This is a genomic window from Faecalibacterium tardum (genome assembly GCF_040096515.1).
Taxonomy (GTDB): domain Bacteria; phylum Bacillota; class Clostridia; order Oscillospirales; family Ruminococcaceae; genus Faecalibacterium; species Faecalibacterium tardum.
Map to the genome: position 1 here is coordinate 1 of NZ_JBBMEO010000006.1, position 15749 is coordinate 15749.

Consider the following 15749-nt stretch of genomic DNA (forward strand, 5'->3'; position numbering starts at 1 on the left):
ATCCGTGGCTCCAGCGCGTCGAAATCGCTGGTGGTTTTCTGGTTCTCTTTTGCCACCAAAAGAGAACATCCCTCGGCTACCACCTCCTACCCCGCAGCGCTGTTCCACATGGAACAATTCACTTCTCCGCAGCGGCGGTGGGGATGCGCACGGTGTACTCGATGTAGCCGTCCTTCTCTTCCCGGTGGGCGGTGGCGGGCACGCCGTTGTCGGTCATCAGGCGGATGGCGTGGTCGATGGTGTTGACAAAGATGCGCACGTCCCGCACCATGGAGATGCGGTGCCCGGCCTTGGGCGGGCTGTTCAGCAGCTGCTCGATGTAGCTGTCGGTCTGACGTGCGTTCAGGCGGCGCTTGGCGATGGTGATGAGCGCTTCGCTGCGGCGGTTCTCCGGCAGGCGCAGCACCGCGCGGGCGTGTCGTTCGGTGAGGTTGTTGTCCAGCACAAACTGCCGCTGATCTGCCGTCAGCTGCAACAACCGCAGCTTGTTGGCAAAGGTGGGCTGCGCCATGCCCAGACGCTTGGCGGCTTCGGCTTGGGTGCAGTCCCACAGCACCATCACATCCCGCAGCCCCTGCGCCTGTTCAAAGGGGTTCAGGTCGGCGCGCTGGATGTTTTCCAGCAGACCCAGCGCAGCGGTGCGGTCGTCGGCGTAGCTGCACAGGATGGCGGGGATGGTGGTCATCTTTGCCAGCTGGCAGGCGCGCAGCCGCCGCTCCCCTGCCACCAGCTCGTAGCCTTCTGCCGCCTTGCGCACCGTGACCGGCTGGAGCAGACCGTTCTCCCGGATGCTCTGCGCCAGCGCCGTCAGCTCCTGCTCGTCAAAGCTTTTTCGCGCCTGAAAGGGCGACGGGTGGATCTGGTCGATGGGCAGAGAGAGTAATTTCCCGGACGGTTTCTTGCGTTCAAACATGATGCTGCCCCTTTCCTGTGAAATAAACCTTCGGTTTTTCCACATTTCTCCGGGAAATCGTGGAAAACCTGTTCAGCCTCAGTGTAGCACACAAAGAAAGACCCCGCCAGAAATTTCGTTCGGCAGGGTCTTACAGGTTGCGTCAAATTATGCGTTATTTCAGCGGGCTTTTTGCAATTTTACCGCCGTTTCTGGGATATGCTGTCGGAGTTTGCGAAATCTTTTTGCACAAAATCAGCGTGCGGGTGTCGCCGCCGGGCAGGTGCAAAGTGCGGGTCTCGCGGTACTCGCCGCCCAGCTTTTTGATGGCCCCCCGGGCGGCGGTCAGCTCCTCTTCCCCGGAAGCACCCTTCATGGCAAGGAAGTTGCCGCCCACCTTTACCAGCGGCAGGCAGTATTCTGCCAGCATGGGCAGGGCTGCCACGGCGCGGGCAGAAGCCAGATCAAACTGCTCCCGCCACACCTTGCGGGCAGCTTCCTCGGCGCGCTCCTTGGCAAACTCCACCCCGGTCAAACCCAGCTGGGCACAGGCGTACTTCAAAAACTCCACCCGCTTGCCGGTGGGCTCCATGAGGGTCAGTTCCAATTCCGGCTTGAAGATCTTGGTCACGATGCCCGGAAAGCCTGCCCCGGCGCCCACGTCTACCATGCGCCCGGCTACTTCCGGCTGGCTGGCAAACAGCAGGCTGTCGAGGAAATGCTTGTCCTCGATGCCCTCCGGGTCGGTAATGGCGGTCAGGTTGACCTTCTGGTTGTAGTCTACAAGGATCTGGGCAAAGGCATCCAACTGATCCAGCTGGGTGCCGGTGAGGGCAATGTTCCATGTGGAACACTTTTCCTCCAACCGCTGTTTGTCGATCATAGTGTTGTCCTTTCTGTCAGGTGGTCGGGGTAGCACAATTGTTTATTTTATCGCAATTTCGTATTATTTTTGTTGTTTCCCTGCCAGTGCGATGCTCAGCTGCGCCACATCGGAGGGTGAAACGCCGGGGATGCGCCCCGCCTGCCCCAGATTGCGGGGACGGATGCGGGCAAGCTTTTCCCGGGCTTCCAGCGTCAGGCCGGTCAGGGCGGCATACTCGAAATCCTCCGGGATGAGGGTCTTTTCGTGGCGTGCCACCTCCCGGATCATCCTGTCCTGTCGGGCGATGTAACCGGCGTACTTGATCTCCGTTTCCAGCCGCTCCGCCAGCATGGGGGTGATCTCCTCGCCCCAGCCGATGATGCCCGCCACCAGCGGGTAGCTGATCTCCGGGCGGCGCAGCAGCTCCTCGGCAATGCCGCCCTCGGCGGCAGGGGCAAGACCGGCGGCTTCCATGGCGGCACGCAGGTCTGCGGTGCGCAGGTGTGCTTCGTGCAGGCGGCGGCGCTCGGCTTCCAAGATCTGCTGGGTGTGCTGGTACTTTGCCCAGCGGTCATCCTGCACAAGGCCGTATTCCCTGCCGATGGGGGTCAGGCGCTGGTCGGCGTTGTCCTGCCGCAGGGTCAGCCGGTACTCGCTGCGGCTGGTCATCATGCGGTAGGGGTCCATGACGCCCTTGGTCACAAGGTCGTCCACCAGCGTGCCCAGATAGCTGGTGTGCCGGGGCAGCACCAGCTGCTCTAAGCCCAGCGCGTTGCGGGCGGCGTTCAGACCCGCCAGCAGACCCTGCGCGGCGGCTTCCTCGTAGCCGGAGGTGCCGTTGAACTGCCCTGCTCCGTACAGACCCCGCACCACCTTGCTTTCCAGCGTGGCTTCCAGACTGGTGGGGTCTACGCAGTCGTACTCGATGGCGTAGGCGGGGCGCATGATCTCCAGATGCTCAAAGCCTTTGATGCTGTGGTAGAAGGCGTTCTGCACGTCCTCCGGCAGGCTGCTGGACGCGCCCTGCAAATACATTTCCTCGGTGTTCTCGCCGCAGGGCTCGACGAACAGCGGGTGACGGTCCTTGCCGGAGAAGCGCACCACCTTATCCTCGATGGAGGGGCAGTAGCGCGGGCCGACGCCCTCGATCATGCCGCCGTACAGCGGGCTGCGCTGGATGTTATCCAGAATGATCTTGTGGGTCTCCGGGTTCGTGTAGGCGATCCAACATTCCACCTTGTTGTGCATGGGGGCATCGGTCAGAAAGCTGAAGGGCTGCAATTCGCTGTCCGGGTCGCCAGGCTGGCATTCCAGCTTGGAAAAATCAATGCTGCGGCGGTGCACCCGGGCGGGGGTGCCGGTCTTGAACCGGCGCAGCGGCAGACCGGCGGCTTTCAGGCTGTCGGTCAGGGCGTTGGCGGCGTGCATGCCGTCCGGGCCGGAGGCATACCACGCATCACCCACGAAAATTTTGCCGCCGAGGTTCGTACCGGTGGCAAGCACCACGCACTTGGCGGTGTATTCGCCGTGCAGCTGGGTGACAACGCCCTTCACATGACCGTTTTCCACTTCCAGCGCCACCACCTCGGCCTGATGGATAGCCAGCCCCGGGGTCTGTTCCAGCGCGTGCTTCATGTATTCGTTGTAGCGGCGGCGGTCGGTCTGCACCCGCAGTGCGTGCACGGCGGGGCCCTTGCCCTTGTTCAGCATCCGGCTTTGCAGATAGGTGGCGTCTGCCGCCAGACCCATCACGCCGCCCAGCGCGTCCACCTCCCGCACCAGCGTGCCCTTGGCGGTGCCGCCAATGCTGGGGTTGCAGGGCATATTGCCGATGGCGTCCAGACTCATGGTAAAAACGGCCGTTTTTGCGCCCAGCACAGCAGCTGCATGGGCGGCTTCGATGCCCGCATGGCCAGCGCCAATGACGATGACATCATAATCTCCTAAGTGGTTCATATACTTTCGGGTTTCCTCTAATCAATGATTTGAATTTATTTCCCCACACAGAACCGCTCGAACACCTGTTCGATGACGGCTTCCGAGGCGTTTTCGCCGGTCAGGTCGCAGAGGGCGTCCAGTGCGTCATCCACGCAGACCGAAACGGCGTCCAGTCCAAAGCCGCCGGCGGCGGCATCCAGTGCACCGGCTACGGCGTCCCGGGCGCGGAGGGCAGCGGAAAGCTGCCGCTGCCCGGACAGGCTGGCGGCATGGGGGTCGATGCTGCCGGTGCCCAGCAGCCGCGCCACCGCAGCGGCGATGACTTTGCGGCTCCCCTCTTCCCGGCAGCAGACCGGCAGCACCATGGCAAAATAGGGGGCGATGCGCTCGGCATCAAACCGGGCGGGCTTGTCCTCCTTGTTGACAAGGGCGATGGCGGGGCGGCCGGCGCAGCGCTGCGCCAGCGCCAAGTCCTCCCGGCTGGGCGGCTCGGAGCCATCAAAGACAGCCAAAATCAACCCAGCTTCTTCCAGCTTTTTCCAGCTGCGGCGGATGCCCTCTGCTTCAATAGCGTCCTCTGTCTCCCGCAGACCGGCGGTGTCAAAGAGGTTCAGCCGGATATCTCCCAGCTGCACCGCCTGCTCCACCACATCGCGGGTGGTGCCCGCCACCGGGGTGACGATGGCGCGGTCGAAGCCCGCCAGCAGATTGAGCAAGGTGGACTTGCCCGCGTTGGGGCGTCCCACAATGGCGCAGTCCACGCCCTCGCGCAGCACCGCACCGGCATCGTAGCTGCGGATGAGGCCGTCCAGTTCCTCCCGCACTGCGCCCAGCACGGTGCGCAGATGGGCGGGGTCCAGCTCCGGCACATCCTCCTCCGGGAAGTCCACCCATGCAGCAAGATGCGCCTGCAGGGCGGTCAGCTGGGCTTTCTGAGCGTTGATCTTTTTCGCCAGCGCACCGCCCAGCGCCGCATTGGCCAGTGCGGCCCCCTGCCGCCCGTCTGCCGAGATCAGGTCCATGACCGCTTCCGCCTGCGTCAGACCCAGCTTGCCGTTCAAAAAGGCACGGCGGGTGTACTCGCCGGGGGCGGCAGGCTGTGCACCCGCCGCAAGGCAGGCTTCCACCAGACGGCGGGCCACCGCATTTCCGCCATGGCAGGAAAGCTCCACCACGTCCTCACCGGTGTAGCTGTGGGGCGCGCGGAAAAACAGGGCCACGCCCTCATCAAAGGCTTCTTCCCTGTCCACAAAATGCCCGAACAGCGCGGTGTAGCCCTTAGCTTCTTCCACTTTTTTTGCCGGGTTTGCCGGGTGGAACACCCGGGCAGCCACGGTATAACTCTCTGCGCCGGACAGGCGCACCACGGCAATGCCGCCTGCACCCGGTGCTGTTGCAATTGCTGCAATGGTCGCTTCCTGCATGGTTTTTTCTGGCTTCCTTTCCGCGTCCGGTCTGGCCGCTTGCTCCCATCTGCCCACAGCAGCGAGACCAATACAGTTTCATTGTACCACGAAATGCTGCGGAATGGTACTGTTTTTTCAACCAATTCCCGGGAAACGGTTGAAAATCCGCCTGTTTCTCACACAAAAAAGGGGCTTTCCGTCCCAACACGGAAAGCCCCTTTTTACAGGAAACTGATTTTTAGAACTTGGCGATCTCTGCCGTGGTGATGGCCTTGCCGGGCAGCGTGCGTGCATCGGCATTCTCATTCAGGGCCAGCTTGCCTTCGCGCAGCAGCTGCACAGCCTTCTGGTGATCGGCGGCCTTCCAGTTGTTGCCCACGATCTTCCAGTTGTTGTTCACGTGCGGCTCGATGGTGCCGCCCTTCACGGTGCGGATGTACTCGCCCAGCAGCTCGCGGATGCCGCCCACATCGCCGCGCACATCGATCTCCAGCAGCTTGGGCAGATCCTCACCGGGCAGGAAGATGTCCGCAGCCGTCAGCAGCTGGGTGGTGGCACGGTAGTTGTTCACTGCCACAACAAAGGTGTCGGTGTCCTTCACGGCCTTGCCGTTCGGCCACTTGAGGTTCTTGATGCGGTGGCCCGGCTCCTTGGAGACGTCCAGCTCGTAGTTGACGCCCTCAAAAGCATCGTACAGGTAGTAGCGCACCGAGGGGTCAAAGGCGATGGTCACTTCATCCGGCTTCCATGTCTTGAAGAAGGCTGCGGACCACTCCATAAAGCGGCGCAGCTGCTCGCCGGTCATCTGCAGCTTGTACAGGGTGTTCTGGTAGGTGTAGATGCTGGCCATATCGCACTTGCGGATGGTGCCTGCGCGCATCTGGGAGGTCATGGAGGTCAGGGCCGTTGCGGAGACCTGCGCACCGGTGTAGTACATCTGCACTTCGTTGATGAAGTCCAGCAGAGCGGTGTCCTGCACCATGGCCTGCGGCAGGCAGTCGATCTCGTTTTCGGGGGCCAGATCGCCGCCCTTCAGCTCGCCGATGGGGGTGACAGCATCTTCCTTGGCGCGGGTGTCGTAGGGAGCCAGCAGAGCGGTCAGCTCCGGATCGGGTTCGTACTCCTTGATCTGCAGGTTCTCCGAGGTGCGGTTCACAACCTTCCACTTGCCGTCCAGCTGGCGCTCCAGATAGACGTGGATCTCGGACAGGGTGGCACCGGCGTTCTTGTTCTCCACCACCAGCACGTTGTTGATCATCATGTTGGGGATGCTCCTGTGGCCGTGGCCGCCCACGATGACATCGAACTCGGGGCAGGCATTTGCCAGATCGGTGACGCCGGAGCCATAGACGCCGTACTCGTTCTCGGTATCCATGTGCATGACGCCGATCAGCACATCCACCTGATCCTTGATCTTATCGATGATCCTGCGGCTCTCGTCCACAGGGTTTGTGACCTTCCAGCCCTCCAGATTCTTGGCATCCCAGCGGATGATGTTGGGGGTGACCATGCCAATGACGCCGATCTTGACGGTGCCCTTTTTGATGATGGTGTAGCCGTCGGCCAGCGGGGTGCCGTCCGGTGCGTAAACGTTGCCGGTGAGTACCTTGGCCTTCTGCTGTCCCATGACCTTTTTCAGCACATCCATGCCGTAGTTGTACTCATGGTTGCCGGTGGTCCAGATATCATAGCCGATGGCATTCATGGCAGCGATCATGGGATGCAGGTCATCGTTCAGGAACAGCTCTGCGGAGTTGGCCTGAATGGTATCGCCTGCATCCACCACCAGCGTGTTCCGGGTGCGGCACTGCTTGATGGCGGTCGCTTGCTGGGCCACGCTGCCGGAAGCATCTGCCTTGTTGGCGGCGTAATCCCAGGGGTCGAACTTGCCGTGGGTGTCGCTGGTGGCAAGGATCTGCAGATCCATGCTCCACAGGGACTTGATGTCACAGGCGGCTGCAGAGGGTGCCATGCAGCTGGCGGCTGCGATGGTCGCGGATGCCCCTACACCACGCAGGAAGCTGCGGCGGGAAATCTTGCTCTGAGACATAGCTGATTACCTCTCTTTTCATCATTCTGTCTGTTCTTCACGAACAGAACGCCCTTGACTACAGTATAAATCCTTGACCAATTGTTTTACAATTGCCATTTGGGAGAAAGATTTCGGCAAAAAACAGGCAGTTTCTCCAAATTTTGAGAAGAATGACTTTAAAAACACAGGACCGGACAGCCTGCGGGCTGTCCGGTCCTGTTGCTTCAAAAATATTTTCGCTATTACAGCTCGATCTTGCCGAAGCTGAAATCTGCAAAGTCGTCCACCCGCTCGGTGCGCTTGGGTGCTACGGGTGCTGCGCTCTCGGCGTCGCGGGGGGCGTAGGTGCGCTCCGGCACACTGGACGGACGCGGGCCGCGGGGTGCACCGCTGCGGCTGCCGCGGTAGCCGCCATTGCTGCGGCGCTCGCCGCGATAACCGCCGTTGCGGTTGCCGCCGGGACGACGGCCATTCCGGTTGCCGCCACGGCCACGGCGCTCGCCGTAGGTATTCTCAGTCTGGGCATCCGGTGCGGTGGAGTAGATGACCACGCGGCGGTCACGGCCTTCGCCCTTGCTCTCGCTGCGCACACCCTCCATCTTGCTGATGGCAGAGTGGATGATGCGGCGCTCGTAGGGGTTCATGGGCTCCATGGCAAAGCTGCGGCCGGTCTTGCGCACCTTGGCACCAATGCGCTGTGCCAGTGCGGTCAAATCGCTCTCGCGCTTGTCGCGGTAACCTGCAACATCCAGACCCAGCTTGATGTAATCGCCCTCCAGACGGTTTGCCACAAGGCTTGCCAGATAGGACAGGCTCTCCATGGTCTCGCCACGGCGGCCGATGAGGGCGCCCAGCTTTTCACCGTCCAGACGGATGATGGTGGCTTCGCCCTTCTGCACGGCGCTGAAGGTCACGTTCTCCACGCCCATCAGGGTGATGACTTCCCGCAGATAGTCCACAGCGGCCTTCACCTTGGCGTTCTCTTCGATGACGATGGGCTCTTCCACCTCTTCTGCCTCCTCGGCAGCTTCGGCGGGCTGCTCGGCAGCGGGGGTCTGCTCTGCGGCGGGAGCGGCAGGCTCTGCCACAGCAGCGGGCGTTTCCTCTGCCACGGGGGCAGTCTCCTGCACGGGGGCGGCAGTCTCAACAGGCTGCTCTGCCACAACCTCCACCGGCTTTGCGGGTGCAGCGGCGGGGGCATCCGGCAGTTCCACGCGCACGCGCACCTTGGCGGGGGTGGTCTTTAAGCCCAGAAAACCGGTCTTCTGGGGCATTTCCAGCACTTCATAGCTGACATTCAGATCGTCGGCCTGCACGCCCAGCAGGGCGCAGGCTTTGGCGCGGGCTTCGTCCACCGTCTTGCCGGTGGATTCCTGTGTACGGATCATAAACCGTTTACCTCCCTTGTTACTGTTTATCCTGCTTGTCAAGCTCGCTCAGCGGCACGGTGCGCTCGTCCTTGTAGCGCTCGGCGTCCAGCTGACGGGCATACTCCAGCCGGCGCTTGTTCATCTCGCTGGCGGAAAGGTTCTTTTCCACGCTCTTGCCGGTCTTGGGGTCGGTCACCGTGATGGTGGTGTTCTTCACACCGCGCTTTTCCTGCTTGCGCTTGGCGGCGATCTCCGCTTCCACTTCCTTGCGCATCTTCTCGGGGTCATAGAACTTGCGCATGACCTGGGTCTGTGCGGTCATGACGATGTTGGAAATGACGTAGTACAGAGAGAATGCCAGCGGGTAGGTAAAGCAGAAGAACAGGTACATCAGCGGCATCATATACATGGTCAGCTTCATGCTGCCCTGCATCTGCTGGCCGGAGGCCTTCATGCTGATATGGGTGGACAGGAACATGGTGATGACCGACAGCAGCGGCAGCACGAGATCCAGAGAAAGACCCAGCTTCGGGATGCGGGTCAGGTCGATGCCAAAGAAGTTCATGTGCTGGCTGAACTCGGTGATGGTAGCGATCTGCTGTGCGCTAAAGCAGCCCAGCACGCCGCTGTTGCCGGCAACCACCTCGGCGATGATGTTGGTATCGCGGGTGATGGCGGTAAAGGAGATGCCGGCGGCGGTCATAGCCTCGCCTGCGCTGGCAAGTGCAGCGGCGCTGATGTGGAAAATACGCTCCAGCGGGTTATACACCACGCCGATAACACCGAACATGACAAGGAAATTCAGCAGCATGGGCATGCAGCCGGCCGTGGGCTTATAGCCAAAGTCCTGCTGCAGCTTCATCAGCTCTTCCTGCTGCTTTTCAGGCTTATTCTTGTACTTGGTCTGGATCTCTGCGATCATGGGCTGGAAAGCAGACATTTTCGCCATGCTCTTCTGCTGGCTGGTCTGCAGGGGGATCTTGACGATGTTGATGAGCAGGGTGAAGAGGATGATGTCCCAGCCGTAGTTCGGCAGCAGCTTGTAGATCCACTCCATGACATAGCCGAGAGGACCGCTCAGGATGTAAAAGAAGTTCATACCTTTGTCCATTCTGCCCCGGCTGTGGCCCGGGACGCATTATTTTTTTATCGTAGGACACGCCGCCCACAGTGCAGCGCGTCACAAGAAGCGAAAACTTTATCCCCTGTGCCGCTTTTCAAACAGCTTTGCAGGCTGCAAGTTACGGGCAGGGCTTTGCCAGCGACCGGGCGGCGGCACGGGGTCGTAGCCCCATCTGCCCAGCGGATTGCACCGGGCAATGCGCCATGCGCCCAGCAGGATGCCCTTTACACAGCCGTGGGTCAGGATGGCCTGCATGGTGTAGTTGCTGCAGCTGGGCGAAAACCGGCAGCTGCGGCCGATCCATGGGCTGAGGGTGTACTGGTAGATGCGGATGGGCACGCACAATGCCCTGCGGCAGAGCATTTGCAGCCGGTTCACGCGCGGGACTCCGGCTTTTGTTTGCGGGCAGGGGGCACGGTGGCGGGCGGCTTTGCGTCCGGGCGCTTGGCCTTATCCGGCAGACCGGCCTGTGCAAACAGCTTTGCCACAACGCTGCTCAGCTGCCAGCTTTTCAGTTTGGGGGTCATGCCCCGGGCCACGAAGATCAGATCGTAGCCGCCGATATTGTGATCCAGATGCTCGTCAATCGCAGCTTTCATCACGCGGCGGGCGCGGTTGCGCTGCACGGCGTGACCGATCTTTTTAGTGGCGGTCAGGCCCACCCGGGTGTTGCGGCCCCGGGTCTTGAGCACATACAGCACCAGTGCCGGGTTCACATAGGACTTGCCGCGGGCGTACACACGGCCAAACTCGCTGTTGCGGCGGATCGGACGATAACGCATAACATCGGCACCTCCTTTCGTCCGGGTGCACATGGGTGCACTCTTTAGCCAGTATATCAAAAATTTTTGCACTTTAAAAGCCCATCCGGGCATTTTTACGAAAAAACTTTTGACGGGTAAAAAAATAAGACCGCCAATGGGATATCAGCGGTCTTTTGTGCGCATATTCATTTCTGCGCCGGATCTCACCTGCAAGGCAGAGATCAGACAGTCAGGCTCTTGCGGCCCTTTGCACGGCGAGCATTGATGACCTTACGGCCGTTCTTGGTGCTCATGCGGGTCAGAAAGCCATGAACTTCCTTGCGCTGACGCTTCTTGGGCTGAAAAGTTCTCTTCATGGTTGTATCCTCCGTAAAAACTTATCCCCGGTATGGGGTCTTGATCGGTCCCAGATTGGGGACAGGCTTGCAATTCAACAGTATATCGCATAGTATGACGTTCTGTCAAGCATTTTTTGCAGTTTTCTGCAAACTTTTTTCTGATTTTTCTGTTAAAAGCTTTTCAACTTTTTCACCATTTTGCTGTGGAAAACTTTTTTCTACCAGATATTGTGGTCTTTTGGGCGTGTTTCCACAAGGGCGCTGCGGGGGCTTATCTTATGTATTATAAATTACATTATAGTAATATAGACGCAGGGAGATTTTTGTGGTATACTAACGTGGTATCAGCAGCATTGTTGAAAACTTCGACCGATTCAATGGAGTGGATGTTTTATGGATTCTTTCAAGGACGTTTTAGAAGCGGCCCAGATGTACTGCAAGGCGCAGATGGCCGAGCCAACGTACAATCTCTATATCGACGGGTTGGAGCCCATCAGCTTTGAGGACTCCAGCCATATCACCCTGTCGGTGCGCAACGATTTTATCTGCAAGATCGTCACCGACCGGTACCTTGGCCTGCTCAAAGAGGCCTTCAAGTCCGTGCTGGGCTTTGATGTGGACATCACCCTTGTGGTGCCCAGCACCCCGCCCCACGAAGTAGTGCTGGCCCAGCAGTACGAGGCAAACCCCGCCTCCCCGCAGGGCAACTACGAGTTCACCTTTGAAAACTTCATCAAGGGGCCGTCCAACCAGTTTGCGTTTGCTGCTGCGCAGGCTGTGGCGGCAAATCCCTCCGGGGCCTATAACCCCCTGTTCATCTACGGCGGCTCCGGTCTGGGCAAGACCCATCTGCTGACCGCCATTCAGACCGAGATCAAGCGCACCCACCCCGATTTCGTCATCATGTATGTCACCTGCGAGCAGTTCACCAACGAGCTGATCGCCGCCATCCGCGCCGGCAGCACCGAGGACTTCCGCATGAAGTACCGCGTGGCAGACCTTTTGCTGGTGGACGATATCCAGTTCATCGCAGGCAAGGAGTCCACGCAGGAAGAGTTCTTCCACACCTTCAACTCCCTGCATGATGCCCACAAGCAGATCGTTATCGCTTCCGATCGCCCCGCCAAGGAGATCAAGAGCCTGGAGGAGCGTCTGCGCACCCGCTTTGAGTGGGGTCTGACCGCCGATGTGCAGCCGCCGGATTTTGAGACCCGCGTTGCCATCGTGAAGCGCAAAGCAGAGCTGCTGCATCTGGATCTGCCCGAGGACGTGGCAGAGTTCATTGCCAACCACCTGAAAAACAACATCCGCCAGCTGGAGGGCGCGGTGAAAAAGCTGAACGCCTATTATATGCTGGAGGGCATCCAGCCGGTGATCAGCGTAGCGCAGAACGCCATCAAGGATATCCTCAACGAGACCCAGCCGGTACCGGTGACCATCGAAAAGATCATTGGCGAGGTGTCCCGCACCTTCAACGTGTCCCCTGCCGACATCCGGGGCACCAAGCGCAACGCCAATGTGGCCTCTGCCCGGCGCGTGGCCATCTATATCCTGCGGGAGGTCACCGGCATGAGCATGGAGGAGATCGGGCGGGAATTTTCCGGCCGCGACCACTCCACCATCGTCTACTCCCTCAAGACCATGGAGCGGGACATGAAGAACGATCAGCATCTGCGGGAGACCGTGAGCGATATCATCAAGAACGTGAAGGCCTAAACCGGGGAAAACCAGATAAAAGTCATACTCTTTTCAGGGTGTGACCCCAAAATATGGGGAGAAAACGGAACAAAATGGGGAAAATACGCCTATATCTTGTGGCAAAAAGGCGAAGCTTTCCACGCTTTCCACTTAGTTTTCAACATTTAACATCAGTTCTTCACATCGGCTGTGGAAAGAACCACCGTTCCCCACCTTTCAACATTTCCTTCACGAGTCTTCCACAACCCGGTGGAAATCCAAAGCCCCGCTTCCCGGCAAGACATTTCCGGGTTTTCAACATCTTCCCCACCCCCTACTACGGTTACTACAACAAGTTCAATATATTACTGCCTTCCGGCAGCAGCCCAAAGGGCAGGGATCAAGCCGGAAGTGTAAAAAAAGGAGAGATACTGTTTTGAACATCGTCTGCGATAAAACGCTGCTCAGTGCAGCCATCGACGGCGTTTCCAAAGCTGTCACCATGCGCTCGTCCATCCCGGTGCTGGAGGGCATTTTACTGAAGGCCGAAGGTTTTCAGCTCACCCTGACCGGCTACGATCTGGAAATGGGCATCGTGACCACCATCGAAGCCAACATCAAGGAACCCGGCGAGATCGTGCTGAATGCAAAGCTGCTCAGCAGCATGATCAGCCGGATGCCGGCAGGTCAGATCAGCATCGTGGCTGCGGATAACGGCAAGACCACCATCCAGAGCGGCGTGGCACAGTTCGAGATCCAGTCCATGCCGGCTACCGATTTCCCGGATCTGCCCAACACCGGCGCGGAGCAGACCCTGATCATCAAGACCGGCGTGCTGCGGGACATGATCGACCGCACCCTGTACGCCGTCAGTCAGGACGAGAAAAAACCCGCCCACACCGGCGAACTGTTCGAGATCGAGCTGGACAAGCTGACCATCGTAGCGCTGGACGGCTATCGTCTGGCCATCGTGGAGCGCCCCATCACTGCCGTGAAGGATATCCGCATCATCGTGCCCAGCAAGACCATGACCGAGGTCTCCCACCTGCTGGCCAACGATGACGAGGAGGACGTGCACATCAGTGCCAACCGCCGCTATGTGGTGTTCACCACCGCCGGTTACACCATCATGAGCCGCCTGATCGAGGGCGAATTTTTGAATTACCGCAACGTCATCCCCGCCGGAAGCCGCACCCGGGTGACCATCGACACCAAGGACTTTATCTCCACCATCGAGCGCGCCTCTCTGATTATTACAGAGCGTTTAAAAAATCCCCTCCGCATCTCCTTTACAGAGGGTAAAGTCGTGGTGCGCTGCCAGACAAACCTCGGCCGCGTGGTGGACGAGTTCAGCGCCGCCTGCGAGGGCGATGAGGTAGAGATCGGCTTCAATAACCGCTATCTGCTGGATGCGCTGCGCAACGCCCGCACCGAGCAGGTTCGCATGGAGATCAGCGGCCCGTTGAGCCCGGTGAAGGTGCTGCCGGTGGAGGGCAACGACTTTTTGTATCTGGTACTGCCGGTACGCTTTAAAAACGACTAAGGAGCGCGTTTTATGCAGAAGATTCTTATTCATACCGAGTTTATCAAGCTGGATGCCCTGCTCAAATTTGCCGGCCTGTGCGAGACCGGCGGCGAAGCAAAAGAGCTGGTGCAGGGCGGTGCTGTGAAGGTGAACGGCGAGGTGTGCACCATGCGGGGCAAAAAGTGCCGCGCCGGGGATATCATCGAGCTGGACGGGCAGAGCGTAGAGATCGGGCAGGGTCAGTAAATGCGTCTGCTTTCGCTGGAAGTACAGAACTATCGCAATATTTGTGCGGCACGGCTGGAGCCTGGGCGGGAGCTTACCGTCATCTGCGGCAACAACGGCCAGGGTAAAACGAACCTTCTGGAAGCTATCTGGCTGCTGACCGGCGGCAAAAGCTTCCGGGGCGGCAAGGATGCCGAGCTTGTGCGCCGGGGAGAAGCATTCGCGGTGCTGGAAGCCGACACCCAGCGGGACCGGCCGGAGGGCTGTGAGCCCGCCGAGCCTGCCCACATCCGCATGACCGTGGGCACCCCGGAGGCCGCAAAGCCCGGCCGCTATGCGGCGGTAAACGGCGCAGCGCCCAAGCGGGCGGCGGCACTGGCGGGCAGCTTTCCGGCGGTGGTGTTTGACCCCGGCCACCTGAGCCTTGTCAAGGGGGCTCCGGAGGGGCGGCGCAAATTTCTGGATGCTGCGCTGTGCCAGCTGTACCCCGGGTATCTGGCCAGCTACCGCCGCTATGTGCGGGTTTTGCAGCAAAAAAATGCGCTGCTGCGCCATTCCGCAAACGGACAGGAACGCCCCTATGCGGAAAAGCGCACCCTGCTGGAGGTGCTCAACACCGAGCTTGCCGCGCAGGGCGAAGCCTTGCAGCAGCGGCGGCGGGAGTATCTGACACTGCTGGCTCCCCGCGCCTGTGCCAACTACGCGGAGCTTTCCCACGGGGCAGAGCGGATGAGCATCCGCTACGCCGCCCAGTTTGCGCCGGGCGGGCTTGCCGAGCTGCTGCGTCAGCGGCAGGAGGAGGAGCTGCGCGCCGGGCAGAGCCTGTGCGGCATCCACCGCGAGGACTTGGAGCTGCTGCTGGACGACCAGCCCGCCCGGGTGTATGCCAGTCAGGGACAGCAGCGCAGCGTGGTGCTGAGCCTGAAAATGGCGGAAGCCGCAGCGGCGGCGCAGATCACCGGGGAGCACCCGGTACTGCTGCTGGATGATGTGCTGAGCGAGCTGGACGAGGGGCGCAAGCAGTATCTGCTCACCTGCATGAAGGAGAAGCAGACCTTTGTGACCAGCTGCGATGACACGGACTTTTTAAAGACCGATGGCGAGGTGTACCGCATGGACGGCGGGGTGCTGAACCGGGTTTGACAGCATGGATAAATGTTGTAAGCAACACTGCATAAAAGGCTGAATTTTCGTGGACTTTATGCAAACAAAAGACACGGGAGAAAATACAGTATGTATATTCATCTGGGGCGGGACTATGTTCTGAACGACCGTGATATCATTGGCATCTTTGATCTGGAGACCACCACCACCTCCCCCCGGGGGCGGGAGTTTTTGAACTACGCCCAGAAGAACGGGGCGGTGGTCAGCCTTTCGGACGAGCTGCCCCAGTGCTATGTGCTGGCAGACGGAGGGCTGGTGGATACGGTGTATCTTTCGGAGCTGTCCAGTGCCGCCATGCGCCGCAGAGCGCAAAAGATGGTGGAGTGAAATTTGCGGAAAACGGGCGGAAGATCCACAGAAAAAAGAGGGATGGGAAAGCCCCGGAACTGCCCGGAAAGCCGCACCGTGCCAGCCGGAACGCCCGCTGCGG

The 15749-nt window shown here is 59.9% G+C and carries 15 protein-coding genes; 5 read left to right on the top strand and 10 right to left on the bottom strand.

The genetic code is table 11. From position 1 onward, the window contains the following. Positions 1-118: 118 nt before the first annotated feature. The 10 genes from WMO44_RS05890 to rpmH all read right to left on the bottom strand — a co-directional run bounded on the left by WMO44_RS05890 (position 119) and on the right by rpmH (position 10746). A complete protein-coding gene (locus tag WMO44_RS05890; protein ID WP_113991691.1) occupies positions 119-913 on the bottom strand; it encodes a ParB/RepB/Spo0J family partition protein in 795 nt (264 codons plus the stop codon). A gap of 154 nt (positions 914-1067) precedes the next feature. Next, positions 1068-1775, bottom strand: a complete 708-nt coding sequence (gene rsmG, locus WMO44_RS05895; RefSeq protein WP_005924286.1) for a 16S rRNA (guanine(527)-N(7))-methyltransferase RsmG — start codon at positions 1773-1775, stop codon at positions 1068-1070. 63 nt (positions 1776-1838) lie between these two features. Beyond that, complete coding sequence (mnmG, locus tag WMO44_RS05900; protein WP_316538000.1) at positions 1839-3713, bottom strand: tRNA uridine-5-carboxymethylaminomethyl(34) synthesis enzyme MnmG; 1875 nt, start codon at positions 3711-3713, stop codon at positions 1839-1841. Positions 3714-3748: 35 nt separating this feature from the next. Continuing rightward, positions 3749-5119, bottom strand: coding sequence for a tRNA uridine-5-carboxymethylaminomethyl(34) synthesis GTPase MnmE (gene mnmE / locus WMO44_RS05905; RefSeq protein ID WP_349152052.1), 1371 nt, complete (start codon positions 5117-5119; stop codon positions 3749-3751). Between the two features lie 220 nt (positions 5120-5339). Further along, positions 5340-7151 (bottom strand): 5'-nucleotidase C-terminal domain-containing protein, encoded by a 1812-nt coding sequence (locus WMO44_RS05910; protein ID WP_242651875.1) that lies wholly within the window; start codon positions 7149-7151, stop codon positions 5340-5342. 224 nt (positions 7152-7375) lie between these two features. Continuing rightward, positions 7376-8521 carry an RNA-binding cell elongation regulator Jag/EloR gene (gene jag, locus WMO44_RS05915; RefSeq protein WP_349152053.1) on the bottom strand — a complete coding sequence of 382 codons (1146 nt, stop codon included), beginning with the start codon at positions 8519-8521 and terminating at the stop codon, positions 7376-7378. A 19-nt stretch (positions 8522-8540) separates the two neighbouring features. Continuing rightward, positions 8541-9602 carry a YidC/Oxa1 family membrane protein insertase gene (locus tag WMO44_RS05920; RefSeq protein ID WP_242958507.1) on the bottom strand — a complete coding sequence of 354 codons (1062 nt, stop codon included), beginning with the start codon at positions 9600-9602 and terminating at the stop codon, positions 8541-8543. 99 nt (positions 9603-9701) lie between these two features. Next, entirely contained in the window at positions 9702-10004 is a 303-nt protein-coding gene (gene yidD, locus WMO44_RS05925) for a membrane protein insertion efficiency factor YidD (protein WP_316545081.1), read from the bottom strand. Further along, on the bottom strand, positions 10001-10408 hold the full coding sequence (gene rnpA / locus WMO44_RS05930; protein ID WP_055186809.1) for a ribonuclease P protein component: 408 nt from the start codon (positions 10406-10408) through the stop codon (positions 10001-10003). Before rnpA ends, yidD begins: the two co-directional genes overlap by 4 nt. A 203-nt stretch (positions 10409-10611) precedes the next feature. Beyond that, positions 10612-10746: a 50S ribosomal protein L34 gene (gene rpmH, locus WMO44_RS05935; RefSeq protein ID WP_005924258.1), complete on the bottom strand. Its 135-nt coding sequence runs from the start codon at positions 10744-10746 to the stop codon at positions 10612-10614. Positions 10747-11121: 375 nt separating this feature from the next. Here rpmH and dnaA point away from each other — a divergent pair, with 375 nt between their 5' ends. The 5 genes from dnaA (at position 11122) to remB (ending at position 15646) form a co-directional block, all read left to right on the top strand. Then, the gene (dnaA, locus tag WMO44_RS05940; RefSeq protein ID WP_005924255.1) at positions 11122-12444 is read left to right on the top strand and encodes a chromosomal replication initiator protein DnaA; all 1323 of its coding nucleotides are present in this window, start codon (positions 11122-11124) and stop codon (positions 12442-12444) included. Positions 12445-12841: 397 nt separating this feature from the next. Further along, positions 12842-13948, top strand: coding sequence for a DNA polymerase III subunit beta (dnaN, locus tag WMO44_RS05945; RefSeq protein ID WP_055186810.1), 1107 nt, complete (start codon positions 12842-12844; stop codon positions 13946-13948). Positions 13949-13960: 12 nt separating this feature from the next. Further along, the gene (locus WMO44_RS05950) at positions 13961-14176 is read left to right on the top strand and encodes an RNA-binding S4 domain-containing protein (RefSeq protein WP_015537089.1); all 216 of its coding nucleotides are present in this window, start codon (positions 13961-13963) and stop codon (positions 14174-14176) included. After that, the gene (gene recF, locus WMO44_RS05955) at positions 14177-15298 is read left to right on the top strand and encodes a DNA replication/repair protein RecF (protein WP_349152054.1); all 1122 of its coding nucleotides are present in this window, start codon (positions 14177-14179) and stop codon (positions 15296-15298) included. 90 nt (positions 15299-15388) lie between these two features. Then, positions 15389-15646, top strand: a complete 258-nt coding sequence (gene remB, locus WMO44_RS05960; RefSeq protein WP_118658649.1) for an extracellular matrix regulator RemB — start codon at positions 15389-15391, stop codon at positions 15644-15646. Positions 15647-15749: the final 103 nt, after the last annotated feature.

Bases quoted from the DNA above. Each gene is read 5' to 3' on its own strand.
- WMO44_RS05910 (WP_242651875.1), bottom strand. From the start codon at position 7,151: ATGTCTCAGAGCAAGATTTCCCGCCGCAGCTTCCTGCGTGGTGTAGGG.
- WMO44_RS05950 (WP_015537089.1), top strand. From the start codon at position 13,961: ATGCAGAAGATTCTTATTCATACCGAGTTTATCAAGCTGGATGCCCTG.
- rpmH (WP_005924258.1), bottom strand. From the start codon at position 10,746: ATGAAGAGAACTTTTCAGCCCAAGAAGCGTCAGCGCAAGGAAGTTCAT.
- rsmG (WP_005924286.1), bottom strand. From the start codon at position 1,775: ATGATCGACAAACAGCGGTTGGAGGAAAAGTGTTCCACATGGAACATT.
- mnmG (WP_316538000.1), bottom strand. From the start codon at position 3,713: ATGAACCACTTAGGAGATTATGATGTCATCGTCATTGGCGCTGGCCAT.
- rnpA (WP_055186809.1), bottom strand. From the start codon at position 10,408: ATGCGTTATCGTCCGATCCGCCGCAACAGCGAGTTTGGCCGTGTGTAC.
- WMO44_RS05890 (WP_113991691.1), bottom strand. From the start codon at position 913: ATGTTTGAACGCAAGAAACCGTCCGGGAAATTACTCTCTCTGCCCATC.
- dnaA (WP_005924255.1), top strand. From the start codon at position 11,122: ATGGATTCTTTCAAGGACGTTTTAGAAGCGGCCCAGATGTACTGCAAG.
- mnmE (WP_349152052.1), bottom strand. From the start codon at position 5,119: ATGCAGGAAGCGACCATTGCAGCAATTGCAACAGCACCGGGTGCAGGC.
- recF (WP_349152054.1), top strand. From the start codon at position 14,177: ATGCGTCTGCTTTCGCTGGAAGTACAGAACTATCGCAATATTTGTGCG.
- jag (WP_349152053.1), bottom strand. From the start codon at position 8,521: ATGATCCGTACACAGGAATCCACCGGCAAGACGGTGGACGAAGCCCGC.
- remB (WP_118658649.1), top strand. From the start codon at position 15,389: ATGTATATTCATCTGGGGCGGGACTATGTTCTGAACGACCGTGATATC.
- WMO44_RS05920 (WP_242958507.1), bottom strand. From the start codon at position 9,602: ATGAACTTCTTTTACATCCTGAGCGGTCCTCTCGGCTATGTCATGGAG.